The organism is Enterococcus sp. DIV1328a (assembly GCF_050536905.1).
GTDB classification, from domain to species: Bacteria; Bacillota; Bacilli; order Lactobacillales; family Enterococcaceae; genus Enterococcus; species Enterococcus faecalis.
The window spans coordinates 1,878,163-1,898,725 of record NZ_CP172912.1 but is presented as its reverse complement, the minus strand read 5'-3'; the positions used below and the strand labels follow the sequence as shown (position 1 = coordinate 1,898,725).

General features: G+C 36.5%; 12 protein-coding genes. 9 read left to right on the top strand and 3 right to left on the bottom strand.

The genetic code is table 11. The features are described from left to right. The first annotated feature begins 264 nt into the window (after positions 1 to 264). The 6 genes from purK to clpB all read left to right on the top strand — a co-directional run bounded on the left by purK (position 265) and on the right by clpB (position 12,291). On the top strand, positions 265 to 1,380 hold the full coding sequence (gene purK / locus IGL93_RS09105; RefSeq protein ID WP_010775997.1) for a 5-(carboxyamino)imidazole ribonucleotide synthase: 1,116 nt from the start codon (positions 265 to 267) through the stop codon (positions 1,378 to 1,380). Positions 1,381 to 1,422: 42 nt separating this feature from the next. Next, complete coding sequence (purB, locus tag IGL93_RS09100) at positions 1,423 to 2,718, top strand: adenylosuccinate lyase (protein ID WP_002356808.1); 1,296 nt, start codon at positions 1,423 to 1,425, stop codon at positions 2,716 to 2,718. A 386-nt stretch (positions 2,719 to 3,104) separates the two neighbouring features. Beyond that, complete coding sequence (locus tag IGL93_RS09095) at positions 3,105 to 4,166, top strand: DUF916 and DUF3324 domain-containing protein (RefSeq protein ID WP_029644921.1); 1,062 nt, start codon at positions 3,105 to 3,107, stop codon at positions 4,164 to 4,166. A 33-nt stretch (positions 4,167 to 4,199) separates the two neighbouring features. Continuing rightward, on the top strand, positions 4,200 to 8,849 hold the full coding sequence (locus IGL93_RS09090; RefSeq protein WP_174094372.1) for a WxL domain-containing protein: 4,650 nt from the start codon (positions 4,200 to 4,202) through the stop codon (positions 8,847 to 8,849). Between the two features lie 191 nt (positions 8,850 to 9,040). Continuing rightward, the gene (locus tag IGL93_RS09085) at positions 9,041 to 9,412 is read left to right on the top strand and encodes a DoxX family protein (protein ID WP_002359784.1); all 372 of its coding nucleotides are present in this window, start codon (positions 9,041 to 9,043) and stop codon (positions 9,410 to 9,412) included. 272 nt (positions 9,413 to 9,684) lie between these two features. Beyond that, positions 9,685 to 12,291 (top strand): ATP-dependent chaperone ClpB, encoded by a 2,607-nt coding sequence (gene clpB, locus IGL93_RS09080; RefSeq protein WP_002362158.1) that lies wholly within the window; start codon positions 9,685 to 9,687, stop codon positions 12,289 to 12,291. Between the two features lie 32 nt (positions 12,292 to 12,323). Here the strand turns inward: clpB and IGL93_RS09075 are convergent, their stop codons facing one another. The 3 genes from IGL93_RS09075 to IGL93_RS09065 all read right to left on the bottom strand — a co-directional run bounded on the left by IGL93_RS09075 (position 12,324) and on the right by IGL93_RS09065 (position 16,077). After that, on the bottom strand, positions 12,324 to 14,147 hold the full coding sequence (locus tag IGL93_RS09075; protein ID WP_010775994.1) for a hypothetical protein: 1,824 nt from the start codon (positions 14,145 to 14,147) through the stop codon (positions 12,324 to 12,326). 209 nt (positions 14,148 to 14,356) lie between these two features. Next, entirely contained in the window at positions 14,357 to 14,833 is a 477-nt protein-coding gene (locus IGL93_RS09070) for a nucleoside 2-deoxyribosyltransferase (RefSeq protein ID WP_010713229.1), read from the bottom strand. Between the two features lie 23 nt (positions 14,834 to 14,856). Then, positions 14,857 to 16,077, bottom strand: coding sequence for a GNAT family N-acetyltransferase (locus IGL93_RS09065; protein WP_002356813.1), 1,221 nt, complete (start codon positions 16,075 to 16,077; stop codon positions 14,857 to 14,859). 246 nt (positions 16,078 to 16,323) lie between these two features. On the opposite strand from IGL93_RS09065, the gene lepA reads away from it, so the two are divergent. The 3 genes from lepA to iolC all read left to right on the top strand — a co-directional run bounded on the left by lepA (position 16,324) and on the right by iolC (position 20,554). Further along, a complete protein-coding gene (gene lepA / locus IGL93_RS09060) occupies positions 16,324 to 18,159 on the top strand; it encodes a translation elongation factor 4 (RefSeq protein ID WP_002362155.1) in 1,836 nt (611 codons plus the stop codon). 185 nt (positions 18,160 to 18,344) lie between these two features. Next, complete coding sequence (locus tag IGL93_RS09055; protein WP_010775993.1) at positions 18,345 to 19,361, top strand: LacI family DNA-binding transcriptional regulator; 1,017 nt, start codon at positions 18,345 to 18,347, stop codon at positions 19,359 to 19,361. A gap of 158 nt (positions 19,362 to 19,519) precedes the next feature. Further along, a complete protein-coding gene (iolC, locus tag IGL93_RS09050; protein WP_010823830.1) occupies positions 19,520 to 20,554 on the top strand; it encodes a 5-dehydro-2-deoxygluconokinase in 1,035 nt (344 codons plus the stop codon). The last annotated feature ends 9 nt before the right edge of the window (positions 20,555 to 20,563 follow it).

Genomic DNA, 20,563 nt, shown 5'->3' with positions numbered 1-20,563 from the left:
TCGTTTAGAAAAATTTAATGTTTTCATTAATCTGAAGAGAATAAGAGAAAAAAGCTTGGTTACAAAGAGACGAGTAGTAAGTTACCGCTGTTTTATCCTAAAATATGTTAATAAATTCTGATGAGAAAACCTAAGGGAAACACTGCTGGCACTTGAAGTTGAGCCTTTTTCCTTGTATCATGTAAAAAGAGCACTCTTAAAGGCTAGACTGCGACGAGAAACCGCAGAAGGATTTTAAGGATAAAACTGTGATGGAAAGTTGTGATGAACTTGGATAAACCACTATTACCTGGTCAAGTGATTGGTATCATTGGTGGCGGACATTTAGCAAAAATGATGGCCCTTAGTGCAAGAGAAATGGGGTTTCGAGTGGGTGTGCTAGATCCACAAATTGATTGTCCTGCTGCACAAGTTGCCGATTGGCAATTATTAGGAGCATATAATGATCCTGAAGCGTTAGAGAAATTGGCAAAACGTGCCCAAGTGATTACGTATGAATTTGAATATGCAGATGTTGATGCGTTAACAGCGATTCAACATTTAGCGAATATACCACAAGGAACAGACATTTTAGCGATTACGCAAGATCGCTTAATGGAAAAAAGTTTCTTGGAAGATAATAATATTGTGATTGCACCTTATGCAACGATTGTTAGTCCGACTGATATTCAAGAAGCAATTGATGGCATTGGTTATCCGTGTATCTTGAAGAATACGCGAGGGGAAGGTCGTTATGTACTACATAGTACTTCAGACTTAGCGCCATCCATGAATCTTCTGAGAGAAGGAACCTGTGTCTTGGAAGCTTGGATTCCTTACGAAAAAGAATTATCTGTTCTGATTTCTGGTAATGGTCGTGGCGAATTTGCGACATTTCCAGTTGTGGAAACAATTAAAAAAGAGCGTAAGCTACATGAAACGATTGCACCAGCCCGAATTGATGACGAAGTCAGTGGTGAGTTGCAACGAATTGCTAAGGTGATTGCTAAAGCAGTTGGTTTAGTCGGCACCCTTTCAATTGAAATGTTTTATACAGAAACAGGCGGGATTTATGTAAATAAAATTTTACCTCGTCCAGAAGATGCTGGGAATTTTTCAATAGATGCTTGTTCTTTTAGCCAATATGATACGCATATTCGTGGTTTATGTAATTGGCCAATGCCAACGATTCAACTGTTGTCAGAAGCGGTTACGGTCAATGTGCTTGGGAATGAAGCCTATGAAACGATGGACATTATTAATGAACATCCAGATTGGCATTTCCACTATTATGGCCATAGTGAAGCAAAAGCGCAACGAGCGATGGGGCATATTACTATATTAACCAAAGAAATCGATGAAACACTGGAAGAAATTAAAGAAACAAAGATTTGGTCGTAATTATTTTTCAAAAATTGAGGAGTAAAGAGGGGATAAGGTACAATGATTGATCGTTATACAAGACCCGAAATGGGCGCAATTTGGACAGATGAGAACCGCTACAAGGCATGGCTAGAAGTTGAAATTTTGGCGGATGAAGCTTGGGCAGAACTTGGCGAAATTCCTAAAGAAGATGTACAAAAAATCCGAGAAAATGCATCATTTGATGTTGCACGTATTTTAGAAATTGAAGCAGAAACACGTCATGATGTTGTCGCTTTTACTCGTGCCGTTTCAGAAACGCTTGGTGAAGAGCGAAAATGGGTGCACTATGGGTTAACCAGCACAGATGTTGTGGATACTGCCTATGGTTATCTATTGAAACAGGCGAATGATATTTTACGGAAAGATTTACAAACATTTACGGAGATTGTCGGAGCCAAAGCCAAAGAGTATAAACATACGGTCATGATGGGAAGAACGCATGGCGTTCATGCAGAACCGACTACATTTGGTTTGAAATTAGCGTTGTGGTATTCTGAAATGAAACGCAACATTGAACGTTTTGAACATGCAGCCAAAGGTGTCGAAGCGGGTAAAATCAGTGGAGCCGTAGGTACCTTTGCCAATATTTCACCATTTGTTGAAGAATATGTTTGCGAACATTTGGGGATCCGTGCTCAAGAGATTTCGACACAAGTTTTACCACGTGATTTACATGCAGAATATGTTTCTGCCATGGCATTAATTGCGACAAGTATTGAAAAATTTGCAACAGAAATTCGTGGTCTACAAAAATCAGAAACGCGTGAAGTAGAAGAATTTTTTGCAAAAGGACAAAAAGGATCTTCGGCAATGCCGCATAAACGGAATCCAATTGGTTCTGAAAATATGACTGGTTTGGCACGTGTGATTCGTGGTCATGTCATTACTGCCTTTGAAAATGTGAGTTTATGGCATGAACGAGATATTTCTCACTCGTCTGCTGAACGGATTATTATTCCCGATACGACGATTTTACTAAATTACATGTTGAATCGTTTTGGTAATATTGTCAAAAACTTAACGGTCTTCCCAGAAAATATGAAGCGTAACATGGATGCGACCTATGGACTAATTTATAGCCAACGTGTCTTGTTAAAATTGATTGACCATGGCATGACACGTGAAGAAGCGTATGATCTGGTCCAACCAAAAACAGCTTACGCATGGGATCATCAAACGGCGTTCCGTCCGTTGTTAGATGCGGATGAAAAAATTACATCTGTCTTATCAAAAGAAGAGCTAGATGATGCCTTTGATTATCATTATCATTTAAAAAATGTTGACACGATTTTTGAACGTGTTGGTTTAGGATAAAAAAGAGCGTTCAGGAAAAAACAGTTTCTTCCTGAGCGCTTTTTTTGTTTTCAGAAAAAAAGTTGAAAAGTTATTTAGTAGAAATGAGAAGAAAAAGTATTAATTTTTAGCGAGCAAACGTCAAAAGGTATAATTCATTTATTTACCTTTTGACGTTTGCTCGCTATTTGTTTGGTTTTTCTTTAGATTATAAAGGAGATATTTTCAAAAAAAGATGGAATTTAGGTGTTTTCATAGGTGTAAAGCGCTATCAAACCCTTATAGGATAAGCATATATCATTTTTTAATTATGGGTTTAAAAATTCAAAATTTTTTTTTGTGTATCTTTAGCTATAATGAGTCTATTAACGATAATTATTAAAAGAATGGAGGGAAAGTTGATTGTAATGAAATTGTCACAAGTCCCAAATAAAACGACGGGGAATGGAATAAAAATATTCGGTTATCTCTGTTTTATAGTTAGCTGTTATCTAATCTTTTTACGCTTCGAAGTTGCTTTATCCCAACAACCAGAGCCACAGCCACTGGCGGGTTTCACAGTTGAAAGTGTGATACCAGATAATCAGCTAGATAAGAACCAAACTTATTTTTATTTAGGTGTTCAGCCAAGTAATCAGCAGATTATTCAAGTGAAAATCAGAAGTTTGCAAAAAGAGCCCGTAACTGTCGCTTTAAGTATTCATGATGCAGTGAACGGAACGGAAGGACAGATTGACTATACGCAGACGAGCCCCAAACTAGATTCTAGTTTGACAAATTCCATCACACAAATTGTTCATTTGCAAAATAAGGAAGCTACGGTCACTGTAAAAAACTTTGAAGAAAAAATAGTGAATTATGAAATCAAAATACCCAAAGAGCCATTTTCTGGAGTTAAATTAGGCGCATTACGGTTTATTAAACAATTAGAGGATGAATCATTAACAAGTAATCAGTTTACATCAACCTATGCGTATACTATTTCCGTCATGTTGACAGAAGATAAACAACCATTTGATGAAGGAGCAGAATTGCAACTAAAAAAAGTTGGTACAACGATCAGTGCTGGCCAACCTGTGGTTCAAGTAACATACCAAAATCGGCAACCAAAAGTTATGAAAGAAGCAACAATTACCAATTGGTTAACCAAAAAAGGTCAGACAAAAGAGTTACTAAAAAAAGTACAAGCAGATGTGACAGTGGCACCTAATTCGCTATTAGCTATGGATCTGCCATTGAATGACGTTGTCCTGCCAGCGGGAACTTATACTGTTCACAGCCAAGTAAGCGCTGGTAATCGCGAATGGCAGTGGCGAAAAGATTTTACAATTACACAAACGCAAATAAAACAATGGTCGACGAATACACCTTCAGCAAAAAGGCAACCGTTTTTGTTAGTGGGGAGTAGTGCAATGGTCCTCGTTGTAGTTAGCATTTATTTTTACCTTAAAAAGAGTAGAACTAAATAGTAAAGAAATAAAAAGGAAAAGCAGGTGTTGGTTATGAACAAGAAAATGACTAATCTAATCTGTGTCATATTATTAGGCACGATGATTTTACCAATTAATGGCTTAGCTGAGGGGACTGAGTCAACAACAGTAACGAGTGAAATGCAACAAATTATTGAAGATTCATTACCTAAGCTATCAGAACCGTCCAAGCAAACGATAGAAACAACTGAAACAACCGATTCTTCAATTGAAAAAACTCAAGCAACTGAAGCAACGAAAGAAGTAGAAACTGTTTCCTTTACTTGGTCACAACAAGAATCAGAACGTCAAGTAACTGCCGGAGCGGATTTTTATCTAAAAATAACTAGTAATGTAACTTGGGCGGAAATCCAATTGCCTCAGGAAATTCAATATAATCCCCAAAAGAACCAACAATTGCAGGAGCATAGTTCTTATAATCAAGAACAACATAGCTTGGTTTTAAGAGACTTAGCCCAGTTGGGGGAGAGTTACTTGCTGTTAACGACAACAAAAGCAGGAACCTTTACCTTGTCAGTCAAAGATAAAAACCAAGAAACGTTGGCTAATAATTTAGACGTGACGATTGTGAAAGAGCAAGTAGTAGTGCCACAAGAGACCCAGAAGAGTAGTGAGCAGAAGCAAACAAAGGAAAATGAAAAAAGCAACCCCGTCGTTAAGTCTAAAAACATTGCCGCTAAAGCGAATGGGATTACGGTCGGTTTGACTGCACCAGCCACTTATCGTACATATACTGACCCTGCGACAGGAACAGCACCAGATTACTTAACTGTTTCTTTACCAGTTTCCATCAGCCAAGCGGGCCTCACTGGTACTTCGATTGAGCTTCCTTATGGCTTTTATCCAAGTAAAAGTGACCCGATTTTTAAAGACTTTGATAGTACAGAACCGATTTTTTCGTTGGTCACACCTAGTACACCTAGTGCTAACTCCATTGTGGCTTCGTATGTAAATGATACGGCCAATAAAAAATTAATTATTCGCTTGAAAGAAACCAAGACAACTTTAGAGACGATTAATTTACGTTTTAAATTTAATGATGTCTATGATGCCAAAATCCCACCTGAACAAATCGTGTGGAATAATCTCCAAGCGAAGGTATTTGATAATACGGGGACACAAATAGCAAGTTCAGCGGCAAATAAAGTGTTAAAAACTGATGTGGCTGTTTCTAGTGCTTCATATGTGCTTTCTGGTTACGCAGTTCCTAGTGATGACAATTATTTTGATGGTGATATTGTTGTGACAAACTCTTATCGGTTTAATTATTTAGCTAGAGCGAATTTAGACACTAGTTATGAGCATCAAGTGTATGTTGAAATTCCCACAGGAGCTACATTAACGGGAACTTTAGCTAATGCGTTATTAAAAACTGGGGTCACAAATGCACAAGACCCTAGTGTGCCAGCGGGTTTTACTCGGTACTATCAGAAATTAGTAACTCTCTCACCAAATATTTTAGAAAACCCAGCAACTCGAATTGATTTAGCCTATACTAACACAAGGGTTACTTTGAATAAAACGTATGCAGAAGGGAGTACTTTTTCTGTCAATTTTGGAATGAAGGTAAAATTCCTAAATGGGAAAATAAATACGCTTACCACTACGAAACGTTATGTAAAACGTTCTCGGCCAGATTTTCAATTGTCAGGAACAGGCTATCATTCGACTGTCACAGGTTCTACTAACACAGTTAATAACTTAGACAATTTAGCGACAGCTGGAACTTTTTACACTTTTGGCTATGGTTCATTTAGCCGCTCTGCTACTATTAAGAATACTGGCGCTAAACCAATTCAAGGAGTGACATACAAATTACAAGAATTAACTGCAGGCTCAGCTAAGGGAAATTTTGATAATCTCTATATTTATGGTGTTACTGATGGAGTGAGTACCCCCGCCTATTATCGGCCTTTGTATCATATTAAAAATGCCGTAACTGGAACGAGTCGTTCTAGTTGGAGCAGTACGCCCGCTACTACTGGCTATTTTAGCCCTGCTTTGCCAACTTTAGCAACCAATGAGTATATTTCAACCATTGATATTATTCCTATGGGAACCGATGGTACAACCGCCAATTCGTTACCTCCAGGGAACGGAATGATTTTTCGATATGGCATTAAAAGTTGGCCAAATGGGCGGTGGCCAGATGGGACAGTACTTTATAAGATGACTAATCCAATCACCTTTGGAGCCACAATGCAGTACCAAGATGCAACGGGGACTCCTACAGAGCTTAAATTAAACAATAATGTAGTATATTATAATAAAGGCGTGGCCTTACGTGTTTCTGCTAGACTTACCAGTGTTAATAGTGAAAATAAACTGCCTGGGGACACGATTAACTATGAAATAAGCGGGAGAAATAGTGGCTACTATACAGATACTTCTTCTGGGGATTGGGAGAATCCCATTATTACAATTAAAGTTCCCAAACAGTTACGTTTAAAAGCGACTACGAAAAAAGATTTTATTGATGAGAGTAATCAAGTGACCTATCCAGCTTCGGTGACCGTTGAAACCTTAGCTACAAATGATACAACTTACAATTATTATCGTTTTAAGACGTCCAGCACGGCTTATAAATCTAAAGTAACGGGAGAGGCTAGTTTTTTTCGGATTCCTTTAGAATTTGTAGTGGATAGTTCAGCTACTTCTGGAAGCTATCAAATTCCTTATATCGCCTATAGTAGCCCTAAGCCAACTGATTTCTTTCATGGTGTACTTACTCAATTATCCGCTGCAGAGGCTAAAAAAATCGGTGTAGACAACACGAAAGAAAATAGCTACGAGATCAACTCATCTCCTTTTAATGTCGGCTTTTCTGTTGTGGATTCTTCTAAGTTAGACAGCGCTACTAATGCTCGTGGCTCCGCGACGCAAGCTTGGTCAAATACGAATATCTTTGCGGTAGACCGCAAAGGCACCCCGCAAATGCAAACGGTCATTAAAAATTCTGGAAATACAAACTTCAATAACGTTCGCTTGTATAATATTTTACCTTCTTCTAGTGATGGTCGTGGTTCAACAGGCAGCATCGGGTTTACAAACTTGACCAGTAATAATGGGACAGCCAAAACTTACTATACAACTAAGCCTGTCTCACAATTGCCTAGTTATGCTAACAATGATTTGCAAGCGTGGAATGCCACTAAACTAACCAGTTTAGGGTTCACTACAACTAAACCCGCTAATTCAGCTTTAATCACAGCAATCTATGTCGATTTTGGCGCAACGACAATCAAACCAAGTGAGACATTAGATGCGATTATGAGTTTTTTAGTGCCAGATGCAGAGAATCAAAAAGCAATTAACCAATTTCAATATTCTGCTAAAGAAGCTAAGGCAGGAGCCACTTTAACAGCAGTTAGTGATGAAATTACCTTTAGCACAGAGTTTGCTCAAGTAGCCTATGAACAAAATTTACCGAGTATTACAGTTCCTGGAAGTGGAGTGAAAGATTTACCTTCTCCGCAAACAATCCAGTTAGATGTGAATGATGCCGGCAAAATTGTCATTCCAACAGCCAAACCAACGCTTAGTGGTTATACTTTTGTAGAATGGCAAGATGTTGAAACACCAACCAAAAAATATCAACCGGGAGCAACGATTAGCTTTACGTCTACGTCAACTACCACAAAAATAACTCTGAAAGCTATTTGGAAACCAATCTCAGTGAATGTGACTTTTAGTGCCAATGGGGGCTCGGGTGGTACGGCTGCTAAAGCCTATACTTTTGGGACAGTAGTTAATTTAAGCACGGTTGTGAAGCCAACAAGAACAGGCTATATTTTTCAAGGTTGGGCGACAACAGCCAGTGCCACAACACCAGATATTACAACAAACCCTCTCGTTAATTATGCCTCAGCTAAGACCTATTATGCTGTTTGGAAGGGGAACGCTTATACCGTAAAGTTTGATGCAAATGGGGGAACTGGTACTATGCCTAACGCTAGTTTTATTTATGGAACAGGCAAGCCATTACCAGCCAACACCTTTACGAAAGAGAGTAATACGTTCCTTGGTTGGTCAAGGACACGGACAAGTGCAGTTGTCTATACGGATAAACAAATAATTTCGACATTAACTGCTACTAATAATGGGACTGTAACTTTATATGCGAAATGGAGTGGGCAACGACCTGTATTGATGGGGACACCAAGTACGTTTGATTTTGGCAAACAAACGATTTCGCCAACGGCAAAAAGTTATGGACTAAATTCAGCAAGCTATGTCGGAAGTCCCGAATTACAACAAGCTAGTTTTATGTTACGTCTAGAAGATAATCGACCAACTAGCACAGGTTGGAAATTAAACGTTAGTTTATCTGAATTTAAAGATAAAACTGGTAAATCTTTACCACAAGGAGAAGGAATTACCTTGAACTTTGCGGACACTCAACTTCAAAAAGTTCAATATGCTAATACAGCCGAGGAATCAGTAACGACTGGTTTTACTAATGGACCGATGTTAGGTTCTCAAGCTTTTCGATCGGGTGCAACAGCCCAATCAATAATCACAGCAACTGGAGCACAAGGAAGTGGAACTTGGCAACTATATTTTCCTTTTGAAGAGATAAAATTAACTGTGCCTGCAAATGTAGGAGAAATATCAAAAGTATATCAATCGACAGTAACTTGGTCATTGGACGATGTAGTCTAATCTTAGTATGATTTACTTAGAAGGAAAGTTAATTGTATTAAGAAAAAACGCTTCTAAGTTTTACAGGAATATTAAAAAACAAACGTATTGTTAAATACGTTTGTTTTTTTCTATACTTTTTTCGATTTATCCTTTATAATGTAACTTCGATAGTTACATTAACTATTAAATGCAAACAAAGGAGGAGAAGTATGGATAAACAACAGCGAGGCATTCAAGTGATTAGAATTTGGCTAGGGGTGACGATGTTAATTCATGGAGTGATGAAAGTAACGTCATTGGAAGATACTTTAGCGTTTTTTGCTAGTATTGGTTTGCCAAGCCTTTTCGTGTATGGTGTAGCAGCAATTGAATTAATTGGTGGATTATTTATGATTATTGGTTTTTTAATTCCATTGGTATCAGTAGGATTCATAGCAGTTTTAGTCGGAGCTATTTTTTCTTTTGGTTTGGCAAGTGGTTTTAGTGGTTATGAGTACGAATTATTTTTAGCAATAACCAGTTTGGCTATTTTGGTTAGCTATGCCGATAAAAAGTATCTTACGTTAAAACTTTATTTTTAATAAATCAATGTAATAAAGAGTTGGTCAAACTAGTTGTTATTGCGAAAAAAGCCCTAAAACAGTGATATTTAACTGTTTTAGGTTTTTTTTTATCAAAAAGGTCAAAAAAGGTCAATTTATTTATTGACCTTTACTGACCAATAGGGTATAATAAATTTATAAGGTTTACGAATACCTTAACTTTTGAAGAAATCCATCAAAAGTCGGATAATAATAATTGTAAAGAATGTTAAAATAAAAAAAGACAAAACAATAAACGGGAGGGATCGTTTATGAATATTGAAAAAATGACAACAACGCTACAAGAGGCGATTGCTGAAGCTCAAAAAGTTGCGGTGACACGGCAACATCAAGAAATTGATATTGCACATTTATGGAAAATTTTTCTTCAACCAAACCATTTTGGGCGTAATTTTTACACAGATGCTGGTTTAGATGTTGATGCATTTGAACGAGAAGTAGATAACGCGTTAGATGAATATCCAAGTGTGGCAGGCGGTAATGTGCAATATGGTCAAAATTTAAGTCAAAATTTGTTCCATTTATTGCAAGAAGCTGATTCACTTCGAGAAGAATTCCAAGATGAATTTTTATCAACCGAAATTGTACTTTTAGCTTTAATGAAATTGAAAAATTATCGTTTAACAAAATATTTAATGCAACAAGGCATTACAGAAAAAGAGTTAAGAAAAAATATTGAAGAGATGAGAGGAGGAGATCGTGTGACTTCTCAAAACCAGGAAGAACAATATAAAGCACTAGAAAAATACGGTGTTGACTTAGTACAACAAGTAAAAGCAGGAAAACAAGATCCAATCATTGGTCGTGACGAAGAAATTCGTGACGTTATTCGGATTTTATCAAGAAAAACTAAAAATAATCCAGTCTTAATTGGTGAACCAGGTGTTGGTAAAACAGCGATTGTTGAAGGATTAGCACAACGAATCGTTCGTAAAGATGTTCCCGAAAACTTAAAAGATAAAACTATTTTTTCTTTAGATATGGGCGCCTTAATTGCGGGAGCAAAATTCCGTGGCGAATTTGAAGAACGGTTAAAAGCTGTTTTAAAAGAAGTGAAAAAAAGTGATGGCAAAATCATTTTATTCATTGATGAAATTCATAATATCGTCGGAGCTGGTAAAACTGAAGGCAGTATGGACGCCGGGAATTTATTAAAACCGATGCTAGCACGTGGTGAATTGCATTTAATCGGTGCCACAACGCTTGATGAATATCGCCAATATATGGAAAAAGATAAAGCCTTAGAACGTCGTTTCCAAAAAGTATTAGTCAAAGAACCAACAGTAGAAGATACCATTTCTATTTTGCGTGGCTTAAAAGAACGATTTGAAATTCACCACGGCGTGAATATTCATGACAATGCTTTAGTTGCTGCCGCTACTTTATCCGATCGCTATATTACTGATCGTTTCTTACCAGATAAAGCGATTGACTTAGTCGATGAAGCAAGCGCAACGATTCGAGTGGAAATGAATTCGATGCCTACAGAGCTCGATCAAGTAACACGTCGGTTAATGCAACTAGAAATTGAAGAAGCGGCCTTGAAAAAAGAATCGGATGATGCAAGTAAAAAACGGTTAGCCAACTTGCAAGAAGAATTAGCAGATTTGCGTGAAGAAGCCAACTCAATGAAAATGCAATGGGAAACGGAAAAAGAAGAAGTTAATGCGGTTTCCAACAAACGTGCAGAGATTGATAAAGCAAAACACGAATTAGAAGATGCTGAAAATAATTATGATTTAGAACGAGCTGCTGTTTTGCGTCATGGAACAATTCCGCAATTAGAACATGAATTGAAAGAATTGGAAGAAAAGAACGCTAAAGATAACGTCAAAATGGTACAAGAATCGGTTACTGAAAACGAAATTGCGCAAGTGGTCGGTCGTTTAACCGGCATTCCTGTGACAAAATTAGTTGAAGGCGAACGAGAAAAATTAATGAAACTGAATGAAACATTACACAAACGTGTGATTGGTCAAGATGAAGCCGTCGATGCTGTTAGTGATGCGGTGATTCGTTCAAGAGCAGGCTTACAAGATCCAAATCGCCCACTCGGTTCGTTCCTTTTCCTAGGACCAACTGGTGTTGGTAAAACAGAACTTGCTAAAGCTTTAGCTGAAGATTTGTTTGATTCTGAAGATCATATGGTACGGATTGACATGAGTGAATACATGGAAAAACATGCCGTGTCTCGTTTGGTTGGTGCCCCTCCAGGCTATATTGGTTATGAAGAAGGTGGCCAGTTAACAGAAGCTGTTCGTCGAAACCCTTATACAATTGTCTTATTAGACGAAATTGAAAAAGCGCACCCAGATGTCTTTAATATCTTATTACAAGTTTTAGATGATGGTCGTTTGACAGATTCTAAAGGTCGGGTCGTTGATTTTAAAAATACGGTTTTAATTATGACAAGTAACATCGGCTCTCAGCTTTTATTGGAAGGTGTGACACCTGAAGGAACAATTCCAGAAGAAGTTGAAAATCAAGTCATGAATATTCTAAAAGGACACTTTAAACCAGAGTTCTTAAACAGAATTGATGATACCATTTTATTCACACCATTGAGCTTGGATAATGTGAAAGGAATCATTGGTAAAATGACCGCACAACTTGCTCATCGTTTAGAGCAACAAGAAATTGTGTTGGAAATCACTGATGAAGCTAAAACATGGATTGCTGAAAATGGGTATGAGCCAGCTTATGGAGCTCGTCCGTTAAAACGTTTCATTACTCGCGAAGTCGAAACACCATTAGCAAAAGAAATTGTTTCTGGACGAGTAATGCCAAAAACAAAAGTCACGATTAGTCTATTAGACAATCAATTAGTTTTTGAAAATGAACCAATAGAAGAAGTATAAAAAAAGAACGAGCGAATTCGCTCGTTCTTTTTTTACTGAAGTTTATACGTGTTATTTTCTACTTTAGTTAAATTATTACGTTGAATGTATTCCAAGATTTTAGGATCATCTTTCACTACAACTAAGTAATCCTTACCTTTAATTTTATCATTAAAAGTAGAAGAATCATTTAAATCATAAATTACAGAAGAATTTTTATTAAATAATTTATATCGTAAAAAGAAACCTGAGTAACCAGCATCATTTTTGCTGGCTGGTGAATAGACAGCATATGAATGTGAAGTGTCTCTGTCTTTTAAAGCATTTTTTGAATTAGGTAAGGCTTGCTCTATTTGTTCGCGTAAGCTATTTGGATAACGATTACTTAAAAAGATTGATGAGTAATCAGAAATTCGAACAAATATAACACAGGAGAACAATAGCGTTAATGATAACAAGGAAGTCATGATAATTTTATAATTGTCTGTTTTAGCTATATAACACAGCAGTTGCACAATAATAAAAGCAATTAGAAAGTTAAAAATACTTCCAGCGTAACGATCAAAACTTCCTAAGTTTAAAGCTTCTGGAGTCGGCATAGAAAGAAGATACATCGCCCACAAAATACACATATAACCTAAAAATAAAACCAAACTACTGATAATTTGTAGCTTTAATGTTTTAATCGGAATAGCAGTTTTTTTATTAAGATAGAAGGCAATCCCTAGTGCAATTATAATGAAAAGTAACAATTCGTATAGAAAATTTGAGCTTGTAAAGGAGAACATTCTAAGTAAAAACCGTTTGCTTATTTCAACAATATCTGAAAAACTTTTTTCTGAAAATATTTTTTTATAGTAAGCAATACTCATATCATGCTTCCCAGACATTCCATCTGGATATACATATTTTGTATGGCGTAGCCAAAGAAAAAAAGAAATCCATGGCGTTAGTAAGACTAATAAAAATTGGAACAGTTCTTTTTTTGTACAACGTTCTTTCCCTAAGACATAGCAATTCCAAAAACTTATAAATAAAAATATAGTATTTAATCCAATGAAAATAACTCCGCTATTTTTCACTAGTAAAAGGCTAATCATTAACGGACTTGACAGGATTAAGCCGCGTTTGAAATCATGATAATAATAAAAAATAATATTCATGGTTGCCGTTCCCAAAAGCAGCAATAGATTGTCTACCAAAAGATCCATTAGAGAAGTTGGGCCTTTAAACAAGTAAAATGAAAAAACAGCCAAAAAGAATACGAGTAGTTTTTTTACATTTTTATTTTGTTTTTGCGAAAAGTTGGTAGAAAAAATATTTTTCCAATTAAAGATGGTCGTTATGGAAGCTAAAATTAATAATATTTGTGCAAAAATAGCATTGCTTTCTGTGACGCCTACTAATTTAATAAAATAATAAATAAAAACAGCCGATCCTGGTGGATAAGAAGTAAACATTATGACATCCGTTTTAAAACTAGGAAAGCTATTTGTCAGAGACATTGATTTAACAATTAAAGCCCAATGTGAAAAATTATCGTAATGCATGAATAGTCTGTTTCGACTAACAAGAAAGAAAATAAAACTAAATAACAGGAAAAAAAGTATACCTGGCGATAATAGATCTTTTAAAGATCGCCGAATACTTTTATTTTTCCAAAAATCAAATAACAATAAGAATATACCACTGAAAATAATAATAAGTATCATGACTTTTAGAATGTTAAGAAGACCGCCTAAAAACATAGCTACAATTATTGAAGAGAAAATAATAATAGGAATAAAGTCACGTGGCACTTCTTTTTTTCTTAGAGATATGCCGTAACCGACAAAGCTTAAAATAAAAGCAGTTATACCAATAATAAAACGAAACATGTATAAACCCCCAAATGTAAAATGTAAAATCATAACTATTATAGCTTAAAATATCCTTTATACATAGACAATTAGTTTAAAATAATATTTTTGTCTCTTAATTTAAGTTTTGAAAATAAGAAATAAAAAAGTAAGGATTAGAAAGAAAAAACTCAAAAGTTAGACTAACTTTTGAGTTTTTTCTTTCGCCCTATATATAATATATACTTTTACAATCGTTGCTTAATTTCTTCCAACAAATCCTCTTCTGAAGAAACAACCCGACCATTCAATTTAATCAAACCAACTGTGTAAAGGTTTAAATAATGGAATTGATTTTCAGCGACTTCGTTCAAAGCATCAAGCTTTTGGTGATTATCAGCACCTTGTTGGCGGCTGTCTGTGTAAAGGGCAACCACCGGGATTCCTTTGGCATAAGCAACACCAATTTCGGAAGCTACGCCCGCATCAATGGTTGGGCCGTCTAATAAAGCAACCAATAAGTCGCTAGCAAGGACGTTTTCTGTATCTGCTAAGGCAATCATTTTACTATCGGCATAAGCAGATTTGTCGTTAATCGCCGCATTTTCTTGTGGTAAATAAAGATCGATTGTTTTATCCAATTGTCGAATTTGTTCGACTAAATAGGCATTATAACGTAAGTCAGCTTGCGAAAATAAAGGTCCTGCAAAATAAATTTTTGTCATTTGTCTGTCTCCAATCCAAGGGTTTAGAAATAATCACTGAAATAAGCTTCTTGGTCAGGAAAAATCCGTTCCAAAGAATTTAAAGTTTCTTTATCTGTATCAATGCGCTCAATTCGATGTAAGTACGAAGGGCGTCGGTAATTCATGACTAAACAAGTTAGTGTTTGAATATCTAAGTGAACGGCGGTGCCTAGAGGTTCATCCGTAATGGTTACTTGATCATTTTCATCCCAAATTAAGCCAAAAATACCATTATTCCACTCAGCAACAGGATCTTTAACGACAAAATGAAAGGGCTTAGCTGTACTTTCAAAAGGAAAGTTTTCTAAAAAGGCTTTGACATCAACAATTCGAGCCATATAATAGGGCTCAATGCTTTCTTTAATTTGGCTGTCTTCTAAAAGAAAGGCTAGTGGTTCATTTTTATAGATATCGCCCTTGACCCAATAAACCATCGAAAAATGCGCAGTAATAAAATTCCACAAGCCATTTCGGGCTTCTTGGTTCAAGTAAAACATTTCCTTAATATGAAATACCTCATCGGCCACCCAATAAAAAAGTACTCCTAAAGGTTCTTGATTGGCACCATAATAGACAGCAGCAGTCCGTTCTTCTTCGTTTTCGAAACGCCAATATTCTTCCCAGTTGAAGGCACTACGAATGAGCGCGCCGTGATTTTGACGAGCGAATCGCGCATAGACATCAAAGACATCTGGGTGATCGACAGCTAACCGTTCAATCATTCCTGGAACAGGAACGGTTTTTGGTAATTGCGTATCCCGAATTTTAAAAGATAACTTGTCGGACATGATTTCCCAACCTTTACGTCGATAATAAGGAATGTTGTAAGGGAAAAGATAAGAAATCCACTGTTTATCTTGGCGCATTTCTTCTAATGCCGTTTGAATCAAGTCTTTCATTAAACCGTGGTTGGCATATTCAGGATAGGTACCGACACCAGTAACGCCGCCCATTTTATACAAAGCGCCATGGATATTGACTTCGCATGGATAGATAGCAATTTGTGAAATTAATTGATTTTCGTGAAACCAGCCAAATACTTTTGAAAGTTCTAAAATCGGTTGTTTTGATTTGATAAATGCGCGTTTGTTTTCAAAACCACTTTCTTCAATATCCGCTTCAGTTACTTGAAAAACATAGGAAAGAAGTTCATTAAATTGATCAATGTGTTCTTCCTCAACAGGCTTTAAGGTCAGTTGCTTTCGAAATTCTTGTTCATCCATTTTTCCATCTCCAATAAATTTACTGTTTTTAGTATACCAAATTTTTCGAAACTCTGTTAGCCTTTCGAAACCAAAAGAATAAAAGGGAAGTGCTTTAAATCTTCTTCAAAAATTGGTATAATGAAAAGTGCTGATTATCCTAGACCTTTAAACATGATAATTTGATAAAAAAGGCAACTAAAATATAACAATTGATTGATGAAGCTAGCAGGGAGCTAGCTTTTCTTAAAAGAAATGAGGCAAAAAATGAACAATAAAGAAATGAAAGCAAGACAAGAGAAAATTCGTAATTTCTCGATCATTGCCCACATTGACCATGGGAAGTCAACTTTAGCCGACCGGATTTTGGAAAAAACAAATACAGTTAGCAGTCGAGAAATGCAAGATCAATTACTTGATTCAATGGATTTAGAGAGAGAACGCGGCATTACCATCAAATTAAACGCAATTGAATTAAACTATACAGCCAAAGATGGTGAAACCTATACTTTCCATTTGATTGACACACCAGGGCACGTCGATTTCACCTACGAAGTTTCTCGTAGCTTGGCAGCTTGTGAAGGGGCTGTTCTAGTTGTTGATGCGGCGCAAGGAATTGAAGCGCAAACGCTAGCAAATGTCTATTTGGCATTGGATAATGACTTAGAAATTTTACCTGTTATTAATAAAATTGATTTACCCGCCGCTGATCCAGAGCGTGTTCGGACAGAGATTGAAGACGTAATTGGAATTGATGCATCGGAAGCTGTTTTAGCAAGTGCAAAAGCAGGGATTGGGATTGAAGATATTTTAGAACAAGTGGTGGAGTATGTACCAGCTCCATCAGGCGATATTGAGGCTCCTTTAAAGGCTTTGATTTTTGACTCTATTTACGATAGTTATCGGGGGGTCGTTTTAAACATCCGTGTAATTGACGGTGTCGTTCGTCCTGGGGATAAAATCCAAATGATGAGTAACGGTAAAACGTTTGATGTAACAGAAGTCGGCGTTTTTTCACCGAAACCAATTGCTCGTGATTATTTAATGGTTGGTGATGTGGGTTATATCACCGCTAGCATTAAAACGGTTCAAGATACACGGGTCGGGGATACAGTGACTTTGGCCGACAATCCAGCAGCAGAAGCACTACCAGGCTACCGCAAAATGAATCCAATGGTGTATTGTGGCTTATATCCAATTGATACGTCGCGCTACAATGATTTACGGGAAGCATTAGAAAAATTACAATTAAATGATGCGGCGTTACAATTTGAACCGGAAACATCGCAAGCCTTAGGGTTTGGTTTCCGTTGTGGTTTCTTAGGTTTGCTACACATGGATGTTGTTCAGGAACGTTTGGAACGAGAATTTAATTTAGAGTTAATTACAACAGCACCGTCTGTAATCTATCACGTTAATAAAACTGACGGAACAACCGTTGTTGTTGACAACCCAGCTGAATTTCCAGAACCAGTAACGATTGAATCTGTGGAAGAACCTTATGTTAAAGCGCAAATCATGGTGCCAAACGATTATGTAGGAGCAGTAATGGAATTATCACAACGTAAACGTGGCGAATTCATTACAATGGATTACTTAGACGATTATCGTGTAAACGTAGTTTATGAAATTCCGTTATCTGAAATCGTGTTTGACTTTTTCGATAAATTGAAATCAAGTACAAAAGGCTATGCATCCTTAGATTACGAAATGGCTGGCTATCGTACCAGCCGCCTAGTGAAAATGGATATTCTATTAAATGCTGAAAAAGTGGATGCTTTAAGCTTTATTGTTCACCGAGATTTCGCATTTGAGCGTGGTAAAGCGATTGTTGAGAAACTGAAAAAACTAATTCCACGTCAACAGTTTGAAGTCCCAGTTCAAGCGGCGATAGGTCAAAAAATTGTAGCTCGTTCAGATATTAAAGCCTTACGAAAAAACGTACTGGCTAAATGCTATGGTGGCGATGTTTCTCGTAAACGTAAATTGTTAGAGAAACAAAAAGAAGGGAAGAAACGGATGAAACAAATTGGATCCGTGGAAGTTCCTCAAGAAGCCTTTATGGCGGTTCTGAAAATGGATGAAGATGATCAGAAAAAATAACTTATCAAAAAAGTACCTCAGTCTGAGCTGAGGTGCTTTTTTTGAAAATATAAATTAAAGTAAACTACATTTTAAAATAAAACACGCAAAATTGCGTGCTTTTTTATATTGTGATAGAATATACATACAAAAGCTTATAAATAATCAAAATAATTTTGCAAATCAAGTAAATAAGGAGAGAACAAATGGCTGGAACAATAAAAGAAATTGCTGAAAAAGCAGGAGTATCTAGGGGAACTGTGGATCGAGCATTGAATAATCGCGGCCGAATCAATCCTGAGGTTGCTGAAAAAATTAAAACAATAGCGAAAGAAATGAACTATGTTCCGAAGAAAAAAAAGATGGCCAAAGAAGAACCAATCAAATTAGGTGTTGTGACACAATTGGCAAAATCTTCTTTTATGATTCCAATTCGATCAGGTTTACAAGCAGTTATAGGTGATCTAAAAAAAAGAAATATCGATTGCTTTTTAGAGGAAATAGACGGGGTCGATGAAGCGGCGCAGTTACAGGCACTTGAACGCTTGTTAGAACTTGGTGTAAAAGGAATTGCCATCATGCCAGTTGATAGTGTGGCGATTAGGGAAAAAATCAATCAGCTTACGGAACAAGGCATTAAGGTCATCACATTCAATTCGGACATTGTTGGTAGTAAACGTCAATGCTTTGTCGGAATGGATAACTTTAAAAGCGGGAAGACAGCTGCTGGATTATTAGGAATGTTGACAAAAGGAGAGGGAGATGTCCTAGCTATTACTGGATATTTTGGAAATAGTGTGAATAGTTTACGAGTTGCTGGTTTTGTTGAAGAATTGAAACAGTCATTTCCACAATTGAAATTAACAGGTGTTCAAAGCAGTTTTGATTCGAGCGATGAAGTCGAAAAGATTTTAAGTGATACATTAGAGAACTACACTAATTTAAAAGGTGTCGTTGTGTTTTCAGGAGGTCAAGCAGGAATTGCTCGTGTGTTGAAAAAAAGGGCAGGGAAAGACAGACCGTATGTGATTATCTATGATTTAACTGAGAAAAATATCGAGATGCTGAAAAAAAATCAAGTTGATTTTCTAATTGATCAAGATGGTTTTACGCAGGGCTATCGTTCTTTACTATTATTAGCGAATCAACTACAGAATAATAAATTTATGACAGAAGAGATGTTATTTACAGATATCATTATTAAAACAAAATATAATCTTTAACAGAAGTGTGAAGCTTGCTGTAAAGCAATTCATGCTTCTTTTTTTGCGTTCTTTTAAAATGCACGCAAATATAATGTGCTAATTTAATGTTGCACGCATTTTGAAAGCGTGCTATAATTCGTTTGTAAATAATAGAAGAACGAAGAAGAGGTGGATCTATGAGTTATATTAGCTTTGATCAATCAAAAGAATTTGATCTAGTTCTTTTAGGTAGAGTGGCTATCGATTTTAACCCTGCCTATAATGAGCAAGTTAAAGAAGAATTTAAGCCTTTAAAAGATGTTCATATGTTTGAAAAGTTTGTGGGAGGTTCTCCTGCAAATATTTCCGTGGGTATCACCAAACATGGGATGAAAGCTGGCTTCATTGGGAAAGTATCCGATGACCAGTTTGGAGAATATGTTATTGATTATTTTAATGAGCAAGGCATTGATACTTCTCAGATAAGTAAAGCGCAGCATGGCGAAAAGTTGGGTCTGACTTTTACAGAAATGCTATCACCTAAAGAAAGTAGTATTTTAATGTATCGGAACCAAGCTGCGGATTTACAACTAAGTGTCGAAGATATCGATGAAGATTATTTGAAACGTTCAAAAGCCTTATTAATTTCAGGGACTGCTTTGGCGGAAAGCCCTTCAAGAGAAGCCGTGTTAAAAGCTGTGATGTTAGCGAAAAAAAACAACGTCAAAATTATTTTTGATATAGACTATCGAGAATACAATTGGAAAAATGTGGATGAAATCGCTATTTATTATTCAATAGTTGCGAAAGAATCAGATATTATTATGGGCTCGAGAGAAGAATTTGATTTAACTGAAAGATTGATTCAACCAAATATGACAGATAATGAAAGCGCTGTTTTTTGGCATAATTGTGGCGCTCAAATAGTCGTTATTAAACACGGGATGAAAGGCTCAACAGCTTATACAGCAGATCAACAACAGTTTTCAATTAAACCATTTCCAGTGGAGGCACGCAAGGGATTTGGTGGCGGTGATGGCTATGCAGCTGGATTTTTATATGGTTTATTTGAAGGTTGGGAAATTATCGATTGCTTGGAGTTTGGCTCAGCGGAAGCTTCGATGATGGTCAAAAGTAACAATTGCTCAGATTCTTTACCAACGACGCAAGAAGTAAAAGAGTTCATTAAACTGGAGAAGGAAATATACGGCGAAATGATCGCTAGGATTTAAGGTGGATAA

Bases quoted from the DNA above. Each gene is read 5' to 3' on its own strand.
- purK (WP_010775997.1), top strand. From the start codon at position 265: ATGAACTTGGATAAACCACTATTACCTGGTCAAGTGATTGGTATCATT.
- purB (WP_002356808.1), top strand. From the start codon at position 1,423: ATGATTGATCGTTATACAAGACCCGAAATGGGCGCAATTTGGACAGAT.
- IGL93_RS09095 (WP_029644921.1), top strand. From the start codon at position 3,105: ATGAAATTGTCACAAGTCCCAAATAAAACGACGGGGAATGGAATAAAA.
- IGL93_RS09090 (WP_174094372.1), top strand. From the start codon at position 4,200: ATGAACAAGAAAATGACTAATCTAATCTGTGTCATATTATTAGGCACG.
- IGL93_RS09085 (WP_002359784.1), top strand. From the start codon at position 9,041: ATGGATAAACAACAGCGAGGCATTCAAGTGATTAGAATTTGGCTAGGG.
- clpB (WP_002362158.1), top strand. From the start codon at position 9,685: ATGAATATTGAAAAAATGACAACAACGCTACAAGAGGCGATTGCTGAA.
- IGL93_RS09075 (WP_010775994.1), bottom strand. From the start codon at position 14,147: ATGTTTCGTTTTATTATTGGTATAACTGCTTTTATTTTAAGCTTTGTC.
- IGL93_RS09070 (WP_010713229.1), bottom strand. From the start codon at position 14,833: ATGACAAAAATTTATTTTGCAGGACCTTTATTTTCGCAAGCTGACTTA.
- IGL93_RS09065 (WP_002356813.1), bottom strand. From the start codon at position 16,077: ATGGATGAACAAGAATTTCGAAAGCAACTGACCTTAAAGCCTGTTGAG.
- lepA (WP_002362155.1), top strand. From the start codon at position 16,324: ATGAACAATAAAGAAATGAAAGCAAGACAAGAGAAAATTCGTAATTTC.
- IGL93_RS09055 (WP_010775993.1), top strand. From the start codon at position 18,345: ATGGCTGGAACAATAAAAGAAATTGCTGAAAAAGCAGGAGTATCTAGG.
- iolC (WP_010823830.1), top strand. From the start codon at position 19,520: ATGAGTTATATTAGCTTTGATCAATCAAAAGAATTTGATCTAGTTCTT.